Source organism: Escherichia sp. WS1368, from assembly GCF_046487485.1.
Classification (GTDB): Bacteria; Pseudomonadota; Gammaproteobacteria; order Enterobacterales; family Enterobacteriaceae; genus Escherichia; species Escherichia coli.
The window spans coordinates 73,153-95,864 of sequence record NZ_JBJQJI010000001.1 but is presented as its reverse complement, the minus strand read 5'-3'; the positions used below and the strand labels follow the sequence as shown (position 1 = coordinate 95,864).

The 22,712-nt window shown below is 52.6% G+C and carries 16 protein-coding genes; 3 read left to right on the top strand and 13 right to left on the bottom strand.

The annotated features are described in order from the left end of the window. Positions 1-105 precede the first annotated feature (105 nt). Positions 106-624, top strand: coding sequence for a glycine zipper 2TM domain-containing protein (locus ACJHYD_RS00435; RefSeq protein WP_001295476.1), 519 nt, complete (start codon positions 106-108; stop codon positions 622-624). A gap of 15 nt (positions 625-639) precedes the next feature. Next, entirely contained in the window at positions 640-1,179 is a 540-nt protein-coding gene (locus tag ACJHYD_RS00430) for a DUF5384 family protein (protein WP_001551456.1), read from the top strand. A gap of 94 nt (positions 1,180-1,273) precedes the next feature. On the opposite strand, the gene guaA is transcribed toward ACJHYD_RS00430, so the two are convergent. Together guaA and guaB are read right to left on the bottom strand one after the other, a co-directional pair. Beyond that, the gene (gene guaA, locus ACJHYD_RS00425) at positions 1,274-2,851 is read right to left on the bottom strand and encodes a glutamine-hydrolyzing GMP synthase (RefSeq protein WP_001551457.1); all 1,578 of its coding nucleotides are present in this window, start codon (positions 2,849-2,851) and stop codon (positions 1,274-1,276) included. Between the two features lie 68 nt (positions 2,852-2,919). Next, positions 2,920-4,386, bottom strand: coding sequence for an IMP dehydrogenase (gene guaB, locus ACJHYD_RS00420; protein WP_001299507.1), 1,467 nt, complete (start codon positions 4,384-4,386; stop codon positions 2,920-2,922). Positions 4,387-4,547: 161 nt separating this feature from the next. Here guaB and xseA point away from each other — a divergent pair, with 161 nt between their 5' ends. Next, on the top strand, positions 4,548-5,918 hold the full coding sequence (gene xseA / locus ACJHYD_RS00415; protein ID WP_001551458.1) for an exodeoxyribonuclease VII large subunit: 1,371 nt from the start codon (positions 4,548-4,550) through the stop codon (positions 5,916-5,918). Here the strand turns inward: xseA and ACJHYD_RS00410 are convergent. The 11 genes from ACJHYD_RS00410 to yfhM all read right to left on the bottom strand — a co-directional run bounded on the left by ACJHYD_RS00410 (position 5,915) and on the right by yfhM (position 22,603). After that, positions 5,915-6,130 (bottom strand): zinc ribbon domain-containing protein, encoded by a 216-nt coding sequence (locus ACJHYD_RS00410; RefSeq protein WP_001295478.1) that lies wholly within the window; start codon positions 6,128-6,130, stop codon positions 5,915-5,917. The two genes, xseA and ACJHYD_RS00410, sit on opposite strands and share 4 nt — an antisense overlap. A 69-nt stretch (positions 6,131-6,199) precedes the next feature. Then, positions 6,200-7,672, bottom strand: a complete 1,473-nt coding sequence (gene der / locus ACJHYD_RS00405) for a ribosome biogenesis GTPase Der (protein WP_000249410.1) — start codon at positions 7,670-7,672, stop codon at positions 6,200-6,202. Positions 7,673-7,789: 117 nt separating this feature from the next. Beyond that, complete coding sequence (gene bamB / locus ACJHYD_RS00400) at positions 7,790-8,968, bottom strand: outer membrane protein assembly factor BamB (RefSeq protein ID WP_001177048.1); 1,179 nt, start codon at positions 8,966-8,968, stop codon at positions 7,790-7,792. Positions 8,969-8,978: 10 nt separating this feature from the next. Beyond that, positions 8,979-9,599, bottom strand: a complete 621-nt coding sequence (gene yfgM, locus ACJHYD_RS00395) for an ancillary SecYEG translocon subunit YfgM (protein ID WP_000409205.1) — start codon at positions 9,597-9,599, stop codon at positions 8,979-8,981. Between the two features lie 17 nt (positions 9,600-9,616). Beyond that, entirely contained in the window at positions 9,617-10,891 is a 1,275-nt protein-coding gene (gene hisS / locus ACJHYD_RS00390) for a histidine--tRNA ligase (protein WP_001551459.1), read from the bottom strand. A gap of 110 nt (positions 10,892-11,001) precedes the next feature. Then, on the bottom strand, positions 11,002-12,120 hold the full coding sequence (gene ispG / locus ACJHYD_RS00385) for a flavodoxin-dependent (E)-4-hydroxy-3-methylbut-2-enyl-diphosphate synthase (RefSeq protein WP_000551813.1): 1,119 nt from the start codon (positions 12,118-12,120) through the stop codon (positions 11,002-11,004). Positions 12,121-12,146: 26 nt separating this feature from the next. Further along, positions 12,147-13,160 (bottom strand): cytoskeleton protein RodZ, encoded by a 1,014-nt coding sequence (gene rodZ / locus ACJHYD_RS00380; protein WP_001090850.1) that lies wholly within the window; start codon positions 13,158-13,160, stop codon positions 12,147-12,149. A gap of 284 nt (positions 13,161-13,444) precedes the next feature. Further along, entirely contained in the window at positions 13,445-14,599 is a 1,155-nt protein-coding gene (locus ACJHYD_RS00375; RefSeq protein ID WP_000003317.1) for a bifunctional tRNA (adenosine(37)-C2)-methyltransferase TrmG/ribosomal RNA large subunit methyltransferase RlmN, read from the bottom strand. Positions 14,600-14,748: 149 nt separating this feature from the next. Continuing rightward, on the bottom strand, positions 14,749-15,180 hold the full coding sequence (ndk, locus tag ACJHYD_RS00370; protein WP_000963837.1) for a nucleoside-diphosphate kinase: 432 nt from the start codon (positions 15,178-15,180) through the stop codon (positions 14,749-14,751). Between the two features lie 148 nt (positions 15,181-15,328). Further along, the gene (gene pbpC, locus ACJHYD_RS00365; RefSeq protein ID WP_001551460.1) at positions 15,329-17,641 is read right to left on the bottom strand and encodes a peptidoglycan glycosyltransferase PbpC; all 2,313 of its coding nucleotides are present in this window, start codon (positions 17,639-17,641) and stop codon (positions 15,329-15,331) included. Next, positions 17,642-22,603: an alpha2-macroglobulin gene (gene yfhM, locus ACJHYD_RS00360; protein ID WP_001551461.1), complete on the bottom strand. Its 4,962-nt coding sequence runs from the start codon at positions 22,601-22,603 to the stop codon at positions 17,642-17,644. It lies immediately after the preceding gene. Positions 22,604-22,712: the final 109 nt, after the last annotated feature.

Below are 22,712 nucleotides of genomic sequence, written 5' to 3'. Positions count from 1 at the left end.
TGAATTTTAATAAATTTAATCTATTCCTTTATACGCAATACATTTACTTTCTTCTTTTGATGATCTTAAATGTCTTATTTTTAGTAATGTGTATAACAAGGAATAGTGATGAAATTTAAAAAATGTCTTCTGCCTGTGGCAATGTTAGCGTCATTCACTCTGGCAGGATGCCAGTCAAATGCTGATGATCATGCCGCCGATGTTTATCAAACCGATCAACTGAATACCAAACAAGAAACTAAAACCGTTAATATTATTTCCATTCTTCCCGCAAAAGTTGCCGTAGACAACTCCCAAAATAAACGGAACGCACAAGCCTTCGGCGCGCTTATTGGTGCAGTCGCTGGCGGTGTAATCGGCCACAACGTGGGGTCTGGCAGCAATTCCGGAACGACGGCAGGTGCAGTTGGCGGCGGAGCTGTTGGCGCGGCAGCGGGTTCTATGGTGAATGATAAAACCTTAGTGGAAGGTGTTTCTCTAACGTATAAGGAAGGCACCAAAGTGTATACCTCTACCCAGGTGGGTAAAGAGTGCCAGTTTACGACAGGTTTAGCCGTTGTTATTACCACGACGTATAACGAAACGCGTATTCAGCCAAATACGAAATGTCCTGAAAAGAGCTAATGATCAGGAGGAGTCATGAAGAAAGTTTTTCTTTGCGCCATCTTAACCTCCTTAAGCTATCCGGCTATCGCCTCATCATTGCAGGATCAACTCTCTGCTGTCGCAGAAGCGGAACAGCAAGGTAAAAATGAAGAGCAAAGGCAGCATGACGAATGGGTCGCGGAGCGCAACAGGGAAATCCAGCAAGAGAAGCAACGTCGCGCAAACGCCCAGGCCGCCGCTAACAAAAGAGCGGCAACGGCAGCGGCAAATAAGAAAGCTCGTCAGGATAAACTGGACGCCGAAGCCACTGCGGACAAAAAACGCGATCAAAGTTATGAAGATGAGCTACGCAGCTTAGAGATTCAGAAACAAAAACTGGCGCTGGCGAAAGAAGAAGCCCGCGTTAAGCGAGAAAACGAATTTATCGATCAGGAACTGAAGCACAAAGCTGCGCAAACCGATGTGGTGCAATCTGAAGCTGACGCAAACAGGAATATGACTGAGGGCGGTCGCGATCTGATGAAAAGCGTGGGCAAAGCAGAAGAGAACAAATCGGACAGCTGGTTTAATTAATCGATGTAAGTAACTTCAAGCCTATAATTCTTGAAGATAAAAAACCCTCTGTAGTAACAGAGGGTTTTGTTCATTCATAGTGCAGGGATCAAAATCATTCCCACTCAATGGTAGCTGGTGGCTTGCCGCTGATGTCATACACCACGCGGGAAATACCGTTCACTTCATTGATAATGCGGTTGGAAACGCGACCGAGGAAATCGTACGGCAGATGCGCCCAGTGTGCGGTCATAAAGTCGATGGTTTCGACAGCACGCAGAGAAACAACCCAGTCATACTTACGACCATCGCCCATTACGCCAACGGAACGTACCGGCAGGAAGACGGTGAATGCCTGGCTGACTTTGTCGTACAGGTCCGCTTTACGCAGTTCTTCAATGAAGATGGCGTCAGCACGGCGCAGCAGGTCACAATACTCTTTCTTCACTTCACCCAGAACACGAACGCCAAGGCCTGGTCCCGGGAACGGGTGACGGTACAGCATGTCGTACGGCAGGCCCAGCTCCAGACCAATCTTACGCACTTCGTCTTTGAACAGCTCTTTCAGCGGTTCAACCAGGCCCATCTTCATCTCTTTCGGCAGGCCGCCCACGTTGTGGTGAGATTTGATGACGTGTGCTTTACCGGTTGCAGACGCCGCAGATTCGATAACGTCAGGGTAGATAGTACCCTGCGCCAGCCACTTCACGTCTTCCAGTTTCAGCGCTTCTTCATCGAATACTTCAACGAAAACGCGCCCGATGATTTTACGTTTTGCTTCCGGATCGTTTTCGCCAGCCAGCGCTGACAGGAAGCGATCTTCTGCCGGAACGTGAACAATATTGAGACCAAAGTGATCGCCAAACATATCCAGAACCTGCTCTGCTTCGTTGAGACGCAGCAGGCCGTTGTCGACGAATACGCAAGTCAGGTTTTTACCGATAGCGCGGTGCAGCAGCATTGCGGTTACGGAGGAATCCACACCACCAGAGAGGCCGAGGATGACTTTATCGTCGCCTACCTGCTCGCGGATGCGAGTTACAGCATCGTCGATAATTTTCGCTGGCGTCCACAGGGCTTCACACTGGCAGATATCACGCACAAAACGCTCCAGCATGCGCATACCCTGGCGGGTGTGAGTCACTTCCGGGTGGAACTGTACGCCATAGAAGCGTTTTTCTTCGTTAGCCATAATGGCAAACGGGCAGCTTTCGGTGCTGGCTACGGTGACGAAGTCGGACGGGATAGCGGTAACTTTATCGCCGTGGCTCATCCAGACATCGAGCAGAGGTTTACCGTCTGCGGTCAGAGCATCTTCAATACCGCGAACCAGTGCGCTGTCGTTTACGACTTCAACCTGCGCGTAGCCAAATTCACGTTCGTTAGAGGCTTCAACGTGACCGCCCAACTGCATTGCCATGGTCTGCATGCCATAGCAAACGCCGAATACCGGTACGCCTGCTTCAAAGACATACTGCGGCGCACGCGGGCTGTTTTCTTCGGTGGTGCTTTCCGGGCCGCCGGAAAGAATAATGCCGCTTGGATTGAAGTCACGAATTTGTGCTTCTGTCACATCCCACGCCCACAGTTCGCAGTAAACGCCCAGCTCACGCACGCGGCGCGCAACCAGTTGAGTATACTGAGAACCGAAGTCCAGAATGAGGATGCGATGCTTATGAATGTTTTCCGTCATTGACGCTTATTCCGAGGCAAGTGAAACAGATAATATAAATCGCCCGACATGAAGTCGGGCGAAGAGAATCAGGAGCCCAGACGGTAGTTCGGGGACTCTTTAGTAATGGTCACGTCGTGAACGTGGCTTTCCTGAATGCCCGCACCGCTGATACGTACAAACTCCGCTTTAGTACGCAGTTCGTCGATAGTACCACAGCCGGTCAGCCCCATACAGGAGCGCAGGCCGCCCATCTGCTGGTGAATGATCTCTTTCAGGCGACCTTTATAGGCTACGCGACCTTCGATACCTTCCGGCACCAGTTTGTCGGCAGCGTTGTCGCTCTGGAAGTAACGGTCAGAAGAACCTTTGGACATCGCGCCCAGGGAACCCATCCCACGGTAAGATTTGTAAGAACGGCCCTGGTAGAGTTCGATTTCACCCGGAGATTCTTCAGTACCCGCCAGCATGGAACCCACCATTACCGCGCTTGCGCCAGCGGCGATAGCTTTGGCGATATCGCCTGAGAAACGGATACCGCCGTCAGCGATAACCGGAATACCGGTGCCTTCCAGGGCTTCTACTGCATCAGCAACGGCGGTGATCTGTGGAACACCGACGCCAGTCACGATACGAGTCGTACAGATAGAGCCTGGGCCGATACCGACTTTAACCGCGCTGCAACCAGCTTCTGCCAGAGCGCGTGCACCTGCAGCTGTTGCCACGTTGCCGCCGATGATTTGCAGATCAGGATATTTAGCACGGGTTTCACGGATACGTTGCAGAACGCCTTCTGAGTGACCGTGAGAGGAGTCGATCAGCAGAACGTCAACGCCTGCGGCAACCAGCGCGTCAACACGCTCTTCGTTACCCGCACCCGCGCCAACCGCTGCACCAACACGCAGACGGCCTTGCTCGTCTTTACAGGCGTTCGGTTTACGTTCCGCTTTCTGGAAGTCTTTCACGGTGATCATGCCGATCAGGTGGAATTCGTCATCAACCACCAGCGCCTTTTCAACGCGTTTTTCGTGCATTTTTGCCAGCACCACTTCACGGGCTTCGCCTTCACGCACGGTTACCAGACGCTCTTTCGGCGTCATGTAAACGCTAACCGGTTGATTCAGATCGGTCACAAAACGCACGTCACGACCGGTGATGATGCCGACCAGTTCGTTTTCTTCGGTAACCACCGGGTAGCCCGCAAAGCCGTTACGCTCGGTCAGTTCTTTCACTTCACGCAGGGTGGTTGTCGGCAGCACGGTCTGCGGATCAGTTACCACGCCAGATTCGTGTTTTTTCACACGGCGAACTTCTTCTGCCTGGCGTTCAATGGACATGTTTTTGTGGATAAAGCCGATACCGCCTTCCTGAGCCAGAGCAATAGCCAGGCGCGCTTCCGTTACGGTATCCATTGCTGCGGAAAGCATAGGGATATTCAGACGAATAGTTTTCGTCAGCTGGGTGCTGAGGTCAGCAGTATTCGGCAGAACGGTAGAATGAGCAGGAACGAGGAGAACGTCGTCAAACGTCAGAGCTTCTTTAGCGATACGTAGCATGGGCAATATCTCGACCAGAGTGGTTAATAAATATTGCCGCGGCATTATACAGAGCGTAACCGATTGCATCTACCCCTTTTTGCAAAAAATGCTTGCTATCCCCGGAGGGCGGGTTACTATCGACTGAATAACCTGCTGATTTAGAATTTGATCTCGCTCACATGTTACCTTCTCAATCCCCTGCAATTTTTACCGTTAGTCGCCTGAATCAAACGGTTCGTCTGCTGCTTGAGCATGAGATGGGACAGGTTTGGATCAGCGGCGAAATCTCTAATTTCACACAACCGGCTTCCGGTCACTGGTACTTTACACTCAAAGACGACACCGCCCAGGTACGCTGCGCGATGTTCCGCAACAGCAACCGCCGGGTGACCTTCCGCCCACAGCATGGGCAACAGGTTTTAGTTCGCGCCAATATTACGCTCTACGAGCCGCGCGGTGACTACCAGATTATCGTCGAAAGTATGCAGCCTGCCGGTGAAGGGTTGCTGCAACAAAAATACGAACAGCTTAAAGCGAAATTGCAGGCTGAAGGTCTGTTCGATCAGCAATACAAAAAATCACTCCCCTCTCCTGCGCATTGCGTTGGTGTGATCACCTCAAAAACCGGTGCTGCGCTACATGATATTTTGCATGTATTAAAACGTCGCGATCCTTCTCTGCCGGTGATCATCTACCCCACCGCCGTTCAGGGCGATGACGCGCCAGGGCAAATTGTTCGCGCCATTGAACTGGCGAATCAGCGCAACGAGTGCGACGTGTTGATCGTTGGGCGCGGCGGCGGTTCGCTGGAAGATTTATGGAGTTTTAACGACGAACGTGTAGCGCGGGCGATTTTTGCCAGCCGCATTCCGGTCGTCAGCGCCGTCGGGCATGAGACGGATGTGACGATTGCCGACTTTGTCGCTGATCTGCGTGCGCCAACGCCGTCTGCCGCCGCTGAAGTAGTGAGCCGCAATCAACAGGAGTTACTGCGTCAGGTGCAGTCTGCGCAGCAGCGCCTCGAAATGGCAATGGATTATTATCTCGCCAACCGCACGCGTCGTTTTACGCAGATCCATCATCGCTTACAGCAGCAGCATCCACAGCTCCGGCTGGCACGCCAGCAAACCATGCTTGAGCGCCTGCAAAAGCGGATGAGCTTTGCGCTGGAAAATCAGCTTAAGCGTGCCGGGCAACAGCAGCAGCGGTTAACACAGCGGCTAAACCAGCAAAATCCGCAGCCGCGTATTCACCGCGCACAGACGCGAATTCAACAACTGGAATATCGCCTGGCAGAAACGTTGCGCGCGCAACTGAGCGCAACGCGAGAACGGTTTGGTAATGCAGTAACGCACCTGGAAGCAGTTAGCCCGCTTTCGACGCTGGCGCGTGGATACAGCGTTACTACTGCTACTGACGGCAATGTACTGAAAAAAGTGAAGCAAGTTAAAGCGGGTGAAATGCTAACCACACGTCTGGAAGACGGCTGGATAGAAAGTGAAGTAAAAAACATCCAGCCGGTAAAAAAATCGCGTAAAAAGGTTCATTAAGCCAGCACGAATTCAACGCGTTTTTTCGATATCAAGCCATGCCCGTGCTGACAGAAGTAATCTACTGCACCGCAGGCTTTTAACACCTGCAACGGTTGATGGCAGTCTGGACAAAGAGCTTTCATTTCAATAAATTCCCCGCAGGATGGGCAACGCGCATGGCCGTTATCCTGATCAAGCACATGCTGACATTGTGGACAATGCAGTTCCATATGAATTTCTCCGGTAGCCATTCCCTCTACATTCATAGAGGGAATGGCAGATAAAATACTTACGGATAATTATTTATTTTTCTTGATGTGCTTCATCAGACGCTTACGTTTACGCATCTGGGTTGGCGTCAGGGTGTTACGCTTGTTCGCATACGGGTTTTCCCCTTCTTTGAACTGAATACGAATCGGCGATCCCATTACGTCCAGCGATTTGCGGAAGTAGTTCATCAAGTAACGCTTGTAGGAATCAGGCAGGTCTTTCACCTGATTACCGTGAATCACCACAATCGGCGGGTTATAACCACCGGCGTGGGCATATTTCAGCTTCACACGACGACCGCGTACCAACGGCGGTTGGTGATCTTCAACAGCCATCGTCATGATGCGCGTCAGCATAGAGGTCCCCACACGACGGGTGGAGCTGTCATACGCTTCACGTACTGATTCAAACAGATTACCAACACCACTGCCGTGCAAGGCTGAGATAAAATGCACACGAGCAAAATCGATAAAGCCCAGACGGAAGTCCAGCGTTTCTTTCACCTGCTCTTTCACTTCCTGGCTCAGGCCATCCCACTTATTCACCACAATGACAAGTGAGCGCCCACTATTGAGAATAAAGCCCAGCAGGGAGAGATCCTGATCGGAAATACCTTCGCGCGCATCAATCACTAACATCACCACGTTGGCATCTTCAATGGCCTGCAACGTTTTGATTACCGAGAATTTCTCTACAGCATCGGTGATTTTGCCGCGTTTACGTACGCCAGCGGTGTCAATGAGCACATACTCACGTCCATCGCGTTCCATTGGAATGTAGATACTGTCACGCGTCGTACCAGGCATATCATAAACAACAACGCGCTCTTCACCAAGAATACGGTTAGTGAGTGTAGACTTACCTACGTTCGGACGACCCACAATCGCCAGTTTGATCGGCAGACTTTGCGGGTCGAAGTCGTCTTCCTCTTCTTCTTCGCCGTTCTCTTCCGCTTCAAATTGCGCCCAGTATTCGGCGTCTTCGTCGACTTCTTCTTGCGGTGCGAGATCTTCCATCCACGGCAGCAGCACGTGCTCCAGCAGACTTAATACGCCACGACCGTGAGACGCGGCGATCGGGTAGATTTCCCCTAAACCAAGCGAGTAGAAATCAACCACCGCCTGATCGGGATCCAGACCGTCAGTTTTGTTTGCCACCAGGAAGGTCGGTTTTTCACGGGAGCGCAGATGTTTGGCAATCGCTTCATCCGCCGGCATCAGGCCCGCGCGCGCATCCACCATAAACAGTACGACGTCCGCTTCTTCAATCGCCAGCAGCGACTGTTCCGCCATACGTGTCTCTACACCGTCTTCGGTGCCATCAATCCCACCAGTATCAATACAAATAAACTCGCGGCCTTCAATTTCTGCACGACCGTACTTACGGTCACGAGTCAGACCCGGGAAATCCGCAACCAGCGCATCTCGGGTGCGAGTTAGACGGTTAAATAACGTGGATTTTCCTACGTTAGGGCGCCCGACAAGCGCGACCACAGGTACCATGTTTAAAGCCTCATTTTTATAAATCATCAGACAACGCACGCTATATTCGTGTCGTTGTTAAAAACAGGAAAACGGCCCCTGTCCAGGAGCCGTTTTCAAAGTGAACGACAGAGACGATTAACGTGTAATAGAGTACACGGTTCCGTCTTTTGCCTGGATCAGCAGTTTGCCATCAGCGGCAACCGGTTCAGTCTGGAAACCGGAACTATCAACTTTTTGCTGGGCAACGAAACGACCATCTTCGACGTTAATCCAGTGCAGATAACCTTCGCTGTCACCTACCACCAGGTTGCCATTATACAGCACCGGAGAAGTCAGCAGGCGATGCAACAGATCGCTTTGTGTCCACAGCGTAACGCCGCCATCAATGGTCAACGCCATCACCCGGTCATTTTGATCGACCAGATAGATGCGATTGCCGTCGACGATGAAATCATTCACCGAACCCAGTTCGCGTTTCCACATAATCTGACCACTGCGCAGATCAAGCGCCGTCAGGTTACCATTATAGGCCAGCGCGAAAACAACGCCGTTAACAACGACGGGAGTCGTGTCAACATCGCTCAGACGGTCAATTTCGGTAGAACCGGTCGCCTGGGAAATACGCTGCTGCCAAATCATCTGGCCCTGTTCCATCAGCACTGCGCTGACGCGACCATTATCGCCACCCACGACGGCCGCACCAAAAGCCGTTGCCGGCGCAGACTCGCCACGCAAAGAGAGCGAAGGCATATCGAGGTTAACTGTCCATTTGACAGCGCCGTCAGCTTCGTTCAGCGCTTGTAACTGACCGTTACTGGTGTGGATTAACACCAGACCGTCGCTGACCACCGGACGCGAAAGTGCTTCACCCGCGACTTTAGTTTGCCATGCCACAGTACCATCGCTGGTATTCAGCGCGTAAACCTGCGCCTTTTCGCTGCCAATGTAGACATGCCCACCAGACACGGTCACACCGCCAGAAAGTAATGCAGGCTCTTTAGAGAACCAGCCATCTTTCTCGGCCAGGCTGACAGACCAGATTTCTTTGCCATCATCCGCATTCAGCGCTTTTACTAAACCAGCGCGGTCCGCTGCATAGACAACGTTGTCCGCCAGTGCCGGATGAAGATTGGAATAGAAGTTGCCAATGCCGCTACCAACGGAAGTGCTCCACGCCGTGGTCGGCGTAAACTGGTTTTCAACGGTCGGCAATGGGGACATCTTTACCACATCTTCTTCGCTGTTAAACAGCGAACAGCCGCTTAAAAGGGTAACGGAAAGCAGTCCTGGCAGCAGTAATTTACGCAATTGCATCGGGTCCCTCTCAGATGGACAAATTATTAATTTTCATCTGCATCATTTCGCTCAGTGCCGGGGTAACATCGCTTTTCACGCCTGCTTCCCATGCACTACGCGCACCTTGCTTATCACCTTTGCTCAGCAATGCTTCACCACGCAGGTCGGCAACAATGGCAGCCCACCCTTCACCTTTGATGGTATCAAGGGTTTTCAGCGCGGCATCAGCCTGCTTGAGCTGAACCTGAACGCGAGCAAGACGCAGATTTATCACGGCTTTGAGATTTTCATCGCTCGTGTCTGCCAGCCCCTGTTGTAACTGGGCGGCAGCTTTCTCTAGTTCATTTTTGTCAACAAATTGCTGCGCAAGTTCCAAAGAAGCCAGCGCACCATAAGTATTTTTATTTTCAGCAGCAAATTTTTCCGCCGCCGGAATGCTATCCGGTTTGCCTTCGCTCACTGCGGTAACCGCATTTTGATAGGCAAGAGAAGCGGAGCGTGCAGAATCAACCTGATGGCTGTTCCAGTAGCGCCAGCCAATTAGTGCGCCAACGCCCAAAATCACCCCAACAGCCAGTGCTTTGCCATTTTCAGCAAAAAAGCGTTTAACCGCTTCTACCTGGTCGTTTTCGTTCTCGTAAATTTCCACGCTGTCCTTCTCCTTCCTTAACCCAGTAACGTGCGCAAATGCGCGGCTACGCTATCCTGCGCAACTGCCGTTTGCTCACCAGAGCGCAAATCCTTCACTACTGCTGTGCCGTTAGCCACTTCAGACTCACCCAGCACCACAGCAACGCGGGCACCCCATTTATCAGCACGGGCAAACTGTTTCTTAAAGTTGCCGCCGCCGTGGTTGGTCATCAATTTCACGCCCGGTAATTCATCACGCAGACGCTCTGCTAATGCCATAGCCGCAGATTGTGTATCAGCACCTGAAGCCACCAGGTATATATCGACAACAGGATCGGCCTTAAATTCCGGATTAACGGCCTGAACTAACAATACAAGACGTTCGAGGCCCATCGCAAAACCGACAGCCGGTGTAGCACGACCACCCAGTTGTTCCACCAGACCGTCATAACGACCGCCTGCACACACGGTGCCCTGGGAACCGAGGCTGTTAGTCACCCACTCGAAAACGGTACAGTTATAGTAATCCAGGCCACGCACCAGACGCTGGTTGACGGTGTAAGCGATCCCCGCGCTCTCAAGCAGTTTGCACAGACCGGCAAAATGCTCACGAGATTCCTCGTCCAGATAATCGCCTAATGCCGGAGCGTCGTTGAGAAGCGCCTGCACTTCCGGATTTTTTGAATCCAGCACGCGCAGAGGGTTAGTGTACATGCGGCGTTTGCAGTCTTCGTCCAGCTTTTCTTTATGCTGCTCAAGGAATGCCACCAGCGCATCGCGGTAATTCGCACGAGCTTCCAGCGAACCGATAGAGTTCAGCTCAAGTGTTACGTGCTCGGAAATACCCAGCGCGCGCCACCAGCGGGCAGTGAGCATAATCAGTTCAGCGTCGATATCCGGACCTTGCAGACCGAAAACTTCGCAGCCCAACTGATGGAACTGACGATAACGCCCTTTCTGCGGACGCTCGTGACGGAACATCGGCCCGATATACCACAGACGCTGTTCCTGATTGTACAGAAGACCATGCTCGATGCCGGCGCGTACACAGCCCGCCGTCCCTTCAGGGCGCAGAGTCAGGCTGTCGCCATTGCGATCCTCAAAGGTGTACATCTCTTTTTCAACCACGTCGGTGACTTCACCAATCGCACGTTTGAATAGCGGGGTCTGCTCTACAATCGGCAAGCGGATTTCACTGTAACCGTAGCTGCCGAGCACGTTTTTCAGTGTGCCTTCAATGCGCTGCCAGATGGCCGTTTCGCCAGGCAGGTAATCGTTCATGCCGCGAATGGCTTGAATGTTTTTTGCCACGTTTATTCTCTTTCTGAATATAAAAATGAACCCTCAACGCTTCCCTCAATGTTTCGGGAGCCATGCGGGTTCAATCATACACGGGAAGCGAGGCGCTTCCCATCACGTTATTATTTTTCAACCTGCTGAACGTCAATTCGACGCGCTTCGTCCAGCTGACTGGCTTTCGCACGAATGCGCGCTTCCAGCTGGTCGATCATATCGTTGTTGTCCAGACGGTCTTTGCGCACGCCATCTTCATAGAGGCCGCTTTTCTTGTTACCGCCGGTGACGCCGAGTGTAGAAACCAGCGCCTCACCTGGGCCATTCACCACACAGCCGATAATCGAAACGTCCATCGGAGTGATGATATCTTCCAGGCGTTGCTCCAGCGCGTTAACCGTACCGATAACATCAAACTCCTGACGCGAACAGGTTGGACAGGCGATGAAGTTGATCCCGCGCGAACGGATACGCAGCGATTTCAAAATATCGAAACCGACTTTGATCTCTTCAACCGGATCGGCCGCCAGCGATACGCGCAGCGTGTCGCCAATGCCTTCAGACAGCAGCAGACCTAAACCAATGGCGGATTTAACCGCCCCGCTGCGCGCACCACCCGCTTCGGTGATCCCCAGATGCAGCGGCTGATCGATCTGTTTTGCCAGCAAACGATAAGACTCAACAGCGAGGAAGACGTCTGACGCTTTCACGCTGACTTTGAACTGTTCGAAGTTCAAGCGATCGAGATGATCAACATGACGCATGGCGGATTCCAGCAACGCCTGCGGCGTCGGTTCGCCATACTTTTCTTGCAGATCTTTTTCCAGCGATCCGGCGTTAACGCCAATACGGATCGGAATGTTTTTATCGCGCGCACAGTCAACCACCATGCGAATACGCTCTTCATTACCGATATTGCCAGGGTTAATACGCAGACAATCGACGCCGTATTCCGCTACTTTCAGCGCAATGCGATAGTCGAAGTGGATGTCAGCCACCAGCGGCACGTTAACCTGCTGTTTGATGAGTTTGAACGCTTCTGCCGCGTCCATCGTCGGTACTGAGACACGGACGATATCAGCGCCAACACGTTCCAACGCCTTGATTTGATTGACCGTTGCTTCGACGTCTGTCGTACGCGTATTGGTCATGGACTGTACGGCGATGGGAGCACCATCGCCAATCGGCACATTCCCAACGTAAATACGTGTTGATTTTCTACGTTGAATTGGAGCCTGGTTATGCATGAAAAATCTCCCGCGTTACCCGTCTGTTACTGCGCCGGTGATTGTTCGGCATTGAGGGTCAGACGCGCAACCTGGTTAGTTCTGATAAAACGACTCAGATCGACAGGTTTCCCTTGATACTGGATCTGTACTGCGGCTGGCGCACCAATTTTCAGTTTATACGGTGCCTGGCCGGTTAAATTCAAATTACCGTCTTTACGCTGCATCCCGCTAAACAGTTTTTTACCGGTAGCATCAGTGACCTCCAGCCAGCAATCGGCAGTAAAGTTCATCACCAGCGCATTCGGATCAGCCGCCGGCGTGGTCACGCCAGCCTGATCGGTTGGCAACGGCGCAGCACCATCTGGCGTTGTTGTTGCCGTTGGTGCCGGGGTCGCGGCGGTATCAACATTTGCCTGCGAAGGCGAAACAACCGCATTCTGTTGCGGATCAACAGCTGGTGCTGGCGCAGTTACGGCAGGTGTTTGCGTGTTGGTTGCGGTAGTATCCACAGACGCTGGCGGCGTGGACGTTGTAGCCGGGTCTGTAGTTGTCGACGTATTTAACGGAACACTCTGCCCCTGCTCGCTATTACTGCTCAATTCCGCCGAAGATTGATCGGCCATAGTGGTGATCTCTTCCTGCTGAGCTTTGTGGTCTTGCCACCACCAGGCACCGCTCAGGCCGATAACCACAAACAACACCAGCCAGGTGAAGGTCATCAGCCAGCCGTCGCGTTTTTTGCGGCGTTTACCGAGGGAAAAACTCTGCATCGGCGCAACTTTTGCAGCCCGAAGTGGAGCCTGCTTTTCCAGCCCTGGCAGCAGTTCTTCTTCTGGAATATGTACCAGACGCGCATAAGAGCGGATATATCCGCGCAGGAATGTTGAAGCAAGATCGGCGGGTGCCTTATCTTCTTCAATGTCGCGTACCGTGGAAACCTTCAGGCAAAGTCGCTCGGCAACGGCCTGCTGACTAAGTCCTAGTTGTTCGCGAGCATTACGCAGGCGAGCGCCGGTAGTAAGTGCTTCATTTTGGTCGTGCGTGGCTTCAGTATTCATTCGCTGCAGGTACGTTTAAATGAGAATTGAGATGCCGGTGAACCATCATGCTCACCCACACCGCGAAACATCCGTTAAGTTAACCGTTATCATACAGTATAAGACCGTCTGTGTGCTCGTGACAAAGCCCACATTCACTAAGGCTAACTTACTGTTGCATCGTTACATACTGCCTTAAAGTCAGCAAAAACGCACCGTTAATATTGACCAGACAATTGCAACTTAATACTTCATTCATAAAAGATTACGCCACGGTACATAAAGTAACCGTGGCGTAATGGCTATCAGACCGCTTTAATATCGATGGCTTCACCCTGCATCCGTTTACGCAGGGTACGTTTCGTACGGTCGATAACATCGCCCGCCAACTGACCACAGGCAGCATCGATATCATCACCACGAGTTTTACGCACAATAGTGGTGAAACCGTAGCTCATCAGCACTTTTGAGAAACGGTCGATACGGCTGTTCGAACTGCGTCCATACGGCGCGCCAGGGAACGGGTTCCACGGGATCAGGTTGATCTTACACGGCGTATCTTTCAGTAGCTCCGCCAGTTGGTGCGCGTGTTCAGTGCCGTCGTTAACGTGGTCAAGCATCACGTATTCAATAGTGACTCGGCCCTGATTGGCGTTGGATTTCTCCAGATAACGGCGTACCGCAGCAAGGAACGTTTCGATATTGTACTTTTTGTTGATCGGCACAATTTCGTCACGAATTTCGTCGTTCGGCGCGTGCAGGGAAATTGCCAGTGCAACGTCGATCATATCGCCCAGTTTATCCAGCGCCGGAACTACACCGGAAGTGGAAAGCGTCACGCGACGTTTAGACAGGCCAAAACCGAAATCATCAAGCATGATTTCCATCGCCGGAACGACATTGTTCAGGTTGAGCAGCGGCTCGCCCATGCCCATCATCACTACGTTAGTGATTGGACGCTGACCGGTGACTTTTGCTGCGCCGACGATTTTCGCTGCACGCCACACCTGGCCGATAATTTCCGATACCCGCAGGTTGCGGTTAAAGCCCTGCTGGGCGGTGGAACAGAATTTACACTCCAGCGCACACCCCACCTGCGAAGAGACGCAGAGCGTGGCACGGTCGTCTTCCGGGATATACACCGTTTCGACGCGCTGATCGCCAACGGCAATTGCCCATTTAATGGTGCCGTCAGATGAACGCTGTTCTTCAACCACTTCCGGTGCGCGGATCTCCGCCACCTCTTTCAGTTTGCCGCGCAACACTTTGTTGATGTCGGTCATCTCATCAAAGTTGTCGCAGCAATAGTGATACATCCACTTCATCACCTGATCGGCGCGGAAGGGTTTTTCACCTAAATCTTTAAAAAACTCCCGCATCTGCTGACGGTTGAGATCCAGCAGGTTGATTTTTCCATCTTTCGTGGTGACGTTTTCAGGTGTGACTAATTGTTCAGACATATGCTATTCCGGCCTCGTTATTACACGTTATGGCCCCTGGAGGGTTGAAAAAAGAAACGCCCCGGTGAGCGGCTGCTCGTCCGGGGGCGCTGCATTGTACAAATTCTGGCGCACGGATGCCACGTTTGCACGCGGCATTTACGAAATTATTAACGGGTGCGCGGGCACACTTCGCCTTCGCCGAAGAAATAAGCGATTTCGCGAGCGGCAGATTCGACGGAATCAGAACCGTGGGTACCATTTTCGGTCAGGCTGTCAGCGTAATCAGCACGCAGAGTACCGGCCAGTGCGTTTGCCGGATTGGTCGCGCCCAGCAGATCGCGGTGACGCTGAACGGCGTTTTCACCCTCCAGCACGGAAACCACGATCGGGCCAGAGGTCATGAATTCAACCAGACCATCAAAGAACGGTTTTCCATCGTGTTCAGCATAAAAGCCACGAGCCTGTTCAACGGTCAGGTGCAGCATTTTGGTGCCGACAATTTTGAACCCTGCAGCTTCAAAGCGCGCAAAGATATTACCTATGACGTTTTTTGCTACCGCGTTCGGTTTGATGATGGAAAAAGTACGTTCAATAGCCATTTTTACCTCTGTAAATTGTTCTGTTGTTGTCTGTACCAGCGTACGAGATGGCGCGGATTATAATGAGCAACAGGGCCGTTGACTATTGATGAAGGTAACATTTTTTTAAAATAAACCTAGTTTAAGCAACAATCAGGGACAAAACAGACTATTGCATGACAAATTTCACTGTCGCGATTTGCCCCACCTCATCCATCACCAGCAATTGATAATCGCCCTTATCCATCAAATGCAGGGTCACGTTGCGCCCGCGTTCAGTTAACGGTTCGCCATTCAGAAACCACCAGCGTTCACCTGCCCCTCCACTTGATTGCAACGGCAAAGTCGCTTCCGCTGCGCCCGGTAAACGTTTAATAATCGCGCCATCGCGAACACCTGTCAGCTGCAGTGGGAGTTGTGCATCGTGACCGTATGGCGGGCAAATTGTCGAGGCCGGTGGTAAGCGCACAGCGCGGCGTTCTGATGCGGGCAACCAGGGTTCCAGCGGTAGCGGCCAGACATTTATCATTTCTTGTCGCGCCTGAGGGCAATCAGCGGCAACACGTTTGCCGTTTTCATCCAGCCAGATGGGGAAACGAATGCCATTAATGCCTTCCTGCTCCGGCAGTAATAGAGTTGGTGGCTGACTCCCGTCCAGCAGCCAGGTTGCCAGGCGGCGGCGGCAGTTACCGTCACCTTCCGGCAAAGACTGTCCGCCCGGCCAGCAGATAACGCCACGACTTACAGAGTCAGGACGTGGGTCTTCCGGCAGATTCGCACTGCGCGACAGTAAGATATTATTAACCTGATTCAACAATGGTACGGCGCTGGCAAAGCCAAACTGACCAACAACGGGCGTGCCGTCCGGTCTGCCAGTCCAGATCCCAATGACATAGCGAGCGTTAACCCCAATCGCCCAGGCATCACGATAGCCATAGCTGGTGCCCGTTTTCCATGCCAGTGGGGCGACGCGCGGCAAGGCACCATCCGGCAAGGGTTGCGCTTCATCAGCCATAATCCGGCGAATGATCCACGCAGCCCCCGACGACATTAAAGGCCGTTCAAGCAGCGGATCGTCAGGCTGTAAGCGCAATTTACCTGCCTTGCCGTGGCGAGCAAACGCGGTATACGCTGCCGCCATATCTTCCAGTTTTGCACCAGCGCCGCCGAGAATGAGCGAAAGATTCGGCGCAGCGCCGTTGGGCAGATACAACGGCAATCCAACATTGCGTAATTTTGCCGCAAACCGTTTCGGTCCATAGGCTTCCAGCACCTGCACAGCAGGTAAATTCAGCGAGCGCACCAGCGCCTCGCTCATGCTGATCGGGCCATGAAAACCGCTATCAAAGTTACCTGGTCGATAATCACCGGTGCGCCGGGGAACGTCTTGCAGCAGTGATGCCGGGTGGATCAAGCCTTCATCCAGCGCCAGACCATAAACAAACGGTTTGAGCACCGATCCTGGCGATCGGATCGCATTGACCATATCAACATGACCAAAGCGTGAATCATCGTTGAGATCAACAGAACCCACCCAGCCGCGAACACGCATATCGGTATGATCAACCACGATCATCGCCAGTGAGCTGCGCGGTGGTAATCGTCCTTTCCAGTTTTGCGCCAGTTCTTCCAGACGTCGTTGAAGACCGGCATCCAGCGTAGTAACGATTTTGTCGCTTTTGCTTTTACCGAGCATCATGCGCGAAAACAGCGGTGCCAGTTGCGGCATTTGTCGGGGTGCCAGCCAGATGGGTTCTTCCCTTGATTCTTTTACCTGCTCACGGGACCACACACCTTGCGCAGCCATCCGTTCGAGCACTTTATTACGCGCGGCTTCGGCACGTTCCGGCCAGCGATCCGGGCGAAGACGGCTGGGAGCTTGCGGCAAAACCGCCAGCATTGCCGCCTCGGAATAGCTTAAATTCGTAGGCGATTTTCCGAGATAAGCCCAACTTGCCGCACCGATCCCCTGCAACGTACCGCCAAACGGGGCACGGTTAAGATACAAGGTCAGAATTTCACGCTTAGACAGATGCCACTCCAGTTGCAACGCGCGCCAGAGCTGGCGAATTTTGCCGCCAAATGTTTTGGGGTGAGGATCAAGCAGACGAGCAACCTGCATAGTGAGCGTGCTGCCACCGGAAATAACCCGTCCCGAAGTGAGATCTTGCCATGCTGCGCGCGCCACCGAGAATGGATTCACCCCCGGATGCTTCCAGAACCAGCGATCTTCATAATTGATCAGCGCTTCAAGGTAACGTGGAGAAACATCTTCGATTGTTACCGGATAACGCCAGATGCCTTCCGCATCGGCAAAGCGCCAGAGCGGCGTCCCATCCTGCGCCACAACCACTCGTGCGGGATTGACTTCATGCAGCGGTAGAGGCCAGAGTTTATCTGCTCCCCACGCTGCAAGAAAAAGGAGAAAGGGCGCAGCTGCCAGCGTTATCCAGCAGCCGCGTTTGGTTAACAGGCGAGGCATTTACGGTCTGACAATCAGCAGATCTTCAGCCGCGCCAGTCGCCCGCCATTGGGGAACATACATTGATTCCACCATCGGTTGCGGTACCTGATACGTTCCCGGCGTCACCGCCCGCGCCAGATACACCAGCGTTACCGGTTGGTATTCATCAACGGCAACCGCCGCCACAAAGCGATCATCACGGAACTCAATGTGCTTAATGCTCGCCTGCTGCATCTGGTTCAGTAAGTTCTGCACTTCGCCACCACTTTGCTCCAGGCTGGCGCTACCGTTCGCCAGATTCTGGTTTTCCAGTTCCAGACCCGCAGGCAGCAGATCCACGACTAACGCATCCGGCACGCTGTTACTGGCTTTTACCTGCAACCAGACCAGCACCAGATCGCCGCTACGTAACGAGTCCAGCGATTTACTCTGACCATCAGTACCAAGAATATGACGCTCGATTTGCAGCACATTGTTCGCCGGTAAAGGTGCGGATTGCGGATAACCGCTGGCATCCACACGCAGCCATAACGGCTGATCGCCACTGTTGGTCACCTGCAAGGTGGCAAGTTGATCGCTATTCAGATTGCTGTTTAGCGTTTTCTCGCCTGTCAGCGGCTCAGCTGAGAAAGAGGTTTGCGCCTGCCATTTACCCGGTAAATCCTGAATTGTACGGGCAGCCAGGAACAACGCGTTACTTTCCTGGGTCGATAGCCAGCGTTCACCAAATGCCTGCTGCGAAAGCGTGTTCAGCAAAGTGTTCTGCTCATCGGGTAGCAGTTTATTTTCTTCCAGCAAGGAGAGCATCAACGCGTTGTCGCGCAGTGGACTACCGTAATCACCCAGCCATATCCGCTCATCACTATTACGCGGCGTTTTCAGCGCCAACGCAATTGCTTCTTCACCACGCGTCGCATCACCCATGGTTTTCAGCGCAACGCCAAGTTGCAGCAGCGGTAAACCAGAAGCGGCATCTGCACGATGCTCCCAGATTTCACGCAGCGCACCCAGTGGTGCTTTTTGCTGACGGGCCAGCACCAGCGCAGCGTAAGACTGTACGGCGAATTTACTGGCTTTGAGATTATCCGCGTACGGGATCGACATCATGCCCGGATCTTGTAAATAGCGCAGCAGACGCTCATTTCCCCGGTTAATGACGTCTGTCGGCACGCTGTACCCCTGCTCACCTGCGCGGACCAGGAAATCCATCACGTAAGCCGTCAGCCAGTACTCTTCGTCACCGTTTTTATCCCACAGCGCAAAGCCGCCGTTATCACGTTGCATTTGCAGCAAACGGGAAACGCCGATATCGACCGATGCACGGCGTTTCTCATCACTGTCGCCTTTGATGCCCAACGCCTGCAGTTGGGCTGCGTTGGTATAAAGTGACGGGAACAAGCCGCTGGCGGTTTGCTCAAGACAGCCGTACGGATACGCTTTTAACTCTTTGATATAACGTGCGATGTTCAGCGGTGGTTTGCCGCTCAACAACAATTGCCCTTCCAGTGTAACAGGCGAGAAGTTTTGCAATCCATCCGCCGGAATCGCCCATGTCTCACCAGGCTGCAACGCCGTACCGTAATTAACCGTTTGTGCCGGGAACGCCGGACGGACGCCGATTTTCCACTGCTTATGCTGATCGGCAACGGTTTCACCCGGTAACGCTAACCCGCTAATGGTGGCCTGAATTTCTCCATCGCCATAACCCGGCAATGCTCGCACCGGGATAAACAGCGTAGTACGCACACCTGGCGCTAATTCAACGGCTGCGGGTGAAACGCTGACCAGTTCAAGCAAACCACTGGCGGTCAGGGCAACGTTCAGTTTTTGCGGTTTATCGGTAAGATTAGTGATATCCAGCGTCAGACGCGAGGTATCGCCACTCGCCATAAAGCGCGGCATGTTCAGTTCAGCAATCACCGGTGCGGCAACTATCACTTTGCTTTCGTTGCTACCGAAGTCATCTGCCGTCCAGGCTTGCGCCATGACGCGTAGTTCACCGTTAAAATCGCCAATCGGCAGTGTAACCGAGCCTTCGCCCTGTTCGTTGAGCGTTACCGGCAGCGCCTGCTGCGCGACAATATTGACGTGATTGACCGGCGGTTTACCACCACGTTTCAGCTCATCACCATCGCCACCAAAACGCAGAGCTGCCAGACGCCCCTGACCTTCAATGACCTGACCGTAAATATCGTAAATGTCTGCACCATAGCGTTTCTGACCAAAGAACGCCTGCCACGGATCGGGGGTAACGTAATCAGTAATATTCAGCACACCGCTATCAACGGCAGACACCAGCACATTCACCTGTTTTGGCATCTCACCATTTTTATTGCTGGCTTTAATTTTCACGGTTAATGGCTGATTGGGGCGCATTTTGGTGGGGGTTTCCAGCGCCAGATCGAGACGACGGTTTTCATCGCCAAGCGGCAGATGCAACACCCCAACTGCGCGTTTTGGCGTCGCAGAGCGAGATTTATCGCCAGGACGTACCACCAGCGTACTTAAATACAGATCATGACGATTCCAGGTTTTATCGACCGGAATCGTCAGATCCAGCCCTTGAGCCGGAACATCAATCTCTTGCCACCACAGCGGCCCTTCACTGGACTCGACCATCGCATAACCTTTACCCGCCGTTGGCGCGGCGATATGCAACTTAATGGTGTCGCCAGGGCGATAACTGGCTTTATCCAGTTTCAGCGTGACACGGTCCGGACGCACTGCGCCGCTCCCGTCGCTGTTGTCCTGCCAGCTATAGCCAGCCCAGAAACGCACACTACTGACCGCTTCATTCGGCGCTTTGACTTCCAGACGATAAGCGCCCCACTCTACCGGGAAACTGACCTTGCCGGTTTCGTCCGCTTTCAGATCCAGAGTTTGTTCATTTTCAATCAGATCTTTTTGATCAAACTGTGATTGCCAGCCTTCATCTTCTGACCAGTTCCAGTAGTAATCGCGGCGTTCGCGAATCAGGCGCACCTGCAAGCCCGACACGGCTTTTTTCACGCCTTGCGCATCGCTATAAACGATGTCAAAAGCGGCGTTACTGCCTTCATCAACAATGGGCTGTTTCACCGTGCTGTCAGTGCGATAATCGTAAACCGATTTCGAGGCGAACTGCGGACGGATCCCCGGCAATGCATCGGCAGGCCAGATAGCCTGCTCAGCGCGGCGCGTCACCGGGCGACCGCCCGATTCCAACAAACTACCCTGGAAAATAACCTGTAATGGGGAATGCGTTTCCTTCCACTGGCTTTCTGTAGAAACTTCGCCACGCCCTTTATCATCCAGCGTCAACTGAACTTCATCCAGCGTGCGGGAAAGATTTTCGGCAGCTATATCGCCGAATTCGAAACCAGGTAAGGCTGACACAGCTTCACGCAGTGGGCGCAGGAAAAGTTGCCCTTGCAAAGTATTACCATTAGCAGGCGCACCATACAGGTAGTACCCCACCACGGAAAATCTCACTTCATCTTTCGGCGTTAGCGGGGTTTTCTCACCAGTCAGATTCAGCGCCATGCGCTCTGGCATAAAATCTTCGACGTGGAAATCCCACATCCGGTACTGGTTATCGCCCGTGTTAGCGCGAATATGCCACATACCGGTTGCCGCATTGCTATCGAGTGGCCAGGTAAAGTGGTAGAGGCCATTCTCCGGCTGACTAACGACGCTCCTGAGTACCTGCCCGTCGGGTTTAATCACGTCTAACTTGATGGGTTGATCGGGCAATGCTTTTCCATCTGCATCACGCAATAAACCATTGAGGATGACTGTTTCACCAGGGCGATAAAGATCGCGCGGGCCAAACATGAAAAACTGTTTGCTATAGCCTGGCGCGCCAGCAATGTTAAATTCTGCTAAGTCCAGCGCCGGAAGTTTTAAATCGAGTAGCGTTGTCTGACCGTCTTTACGCGCCAGCAGTAATGCCGCGTTTTTATCATTTTCCAGCTGCACATGCCCCTGAGCATCACTGGTTGCCTGAGTCAGAGTCTGCCCTTTCTCATTTAATAAAGAGACTTGTATTCCTTGCTGGGCCGCGCCGTTTTCCAGACTTTGGGTAAAGATATCCAGACGATTGTGATAACGGTGAGCTGAAACGCCGATATCACTTAACGTAAACAGCGTCGCGGGATTACTGTAATCGTAACGTCCAGCCTGATTCATCACAGCCAGATACACGCCTGCCTGCTGAAGCGGTTTGATATCACCCAGCGGCAGCAATAATTTTTCACGGGTGTTACGCGCAGGATTGAGATCAAACCGTCCGGTATAAACCAGATCCGCCATCTGCAGCAGTTTTTCAGACTGCCAGTTCGCCAGCGAATTGCGGTATTCCCATTGGCTAATGAATGCAGGCAGAGATTCGGGCTTCACACGGAAGAAGTTAACATCAACATTGTTAACGTTGAGCGCCATTACCGGCAGCCCTTCAATAACTTTACCAGGTAACAACGAACCACGGCTGGCAAAACCGACGCTGGGTTGGATATCGCGGGTAGTTATAGTTTTTTCGTAATCTTTACTGAAGGTTGCGTTGTTGAGTGCTTTGACCTCCTTGCCAATAGTGACGATCAAATCACGTTTCGGTTCGAGGTGGCGTAAACGCAACTCTTTAAGATTATCTGACAGCTCCCAGGCACCATCCACTTTGCCGCTTTTCTTATCGACGACATGGATAACGCGTGAGAAATCCTGATCCGGGTCGAGAGGAATGGAGAACGTCAGCACCAGCGTGGCTGCGCCATCAAGTTGAACTTCAGAGAGATCCAGCAATGTCAGCGCCTTACCGGCACTCTGTTGGGCCAGTTTTTGTCGCTCCGGCGCGGAAAGTTTTGCTGAACTCACGTTTTCTGAAGAGGCCGCTTTAGTAACTTCAGAAGGCGCATCTTTTTTCACCGCTGTTGGCGCGTTATCGTTGTTGTCGCACCCTGCCAGCGCCAGCATTAGCATGCAGGCGGCTACGCGTAACTTTTTCATTTTTCATCCCTGCCACAATGGCCCGTTAGCAACGTCGAATAATTATTATGCGTGAGAATTTACGTTATGTAATTCAGTATCACGCCCATACAATCCGAATTTTAGTGAG

Excerpts from the sequence above, each read along its gene's own strand:
- ACJHYD_RS00430 (WP_001551456.1), top strand. The coding sequence starts at position 640 with ATGAAGAAAGTTTTTCTTTGCGCCATCTTAACCTCCTTAAGCTATCCG.
- guaA (WP_001551457.1), bottom strand. The coding sequence starts at position 2,851 with ATGACGGAAAACATTCATAAGCATCGCATCCTCATTCTGGACTTCGGT.
- guaB (WP_001299507.1), bottom strand. The coding sequence starts at position 4,386 with ATGCTACGTATCGCTAAAGAAGCTCTGACGTTTGACGACGTTCTCCTC.
- xseA (WP_001551458.1), top strand. The coding sequence starts at position 4,548 with ATGTTACCTTCTCAATCCCCTGCAATTTTTACCGTTAGTCGCCTGAAT.
- ACJHYD_RS00410 (WP_001295478.1), bottom strand. The coding sequence starts at position 6,130 with ATGGAACTGCATTGTCCACAATGTCAGCATGTGCTTGATCAGGATAAC.
- der (WP_000249410.1), bottom strand. The coding sequence starts at position 7,672 with ATGGTACCTGTGGTCGCGCTTGTCGGGCGCCCTAACGTAGGAAAATCC.
- bamB (WP_001177048.1), bottom strand. The coding sequence starts at position 8,968 with ATGCAATTGCGTAAATTACTGCTGCCAGGACTGCTTTCCGTTACCCTT.
- ispG (WP_000551813.1), bottom strand. The coding sequence starts at position 12,120 with ATGCATAACCAGGCTCCAATTCAACGTAGAAAATCAACACGTATTTAC.
- rodZ (WP_001090850.1), bottom strand. The coding sequence starts at position 13,160 with ATGAATACTGAAGCCACGCACGACCAAAATGAAGCACTTACTACCGGC.
- ACJHYD_RS00375 (WP_000003317.1), bottom strand. The coding sequence starts at position 14,599 with ATGTCTGAACAATTAGTCACACCTGAAAACGTCACCACGAAAGATGGA.
- ndk (WP_000963837.1), bottom strand. The coding sequence starts at position 15,180 with ATGGCTATTGAACGTACTTTTTCCATCATCAAACCGAACGCGGTAGCA.
- pbpC (WP_001551460.1), bottom strand. The coding sequence starts at position 17,641 with ATGCCTCGCCTGTTAACCAAACGCGGCTGCTGGATAACGCTGGCAGCT.
- yfhM (WP_001551461.1), bottom strand. The coding sequence starts at position 22,603 with ATGAAAAAGTTACGCGTAGCCGCCTGCATGCTAATGCTGGCGCTGGCA.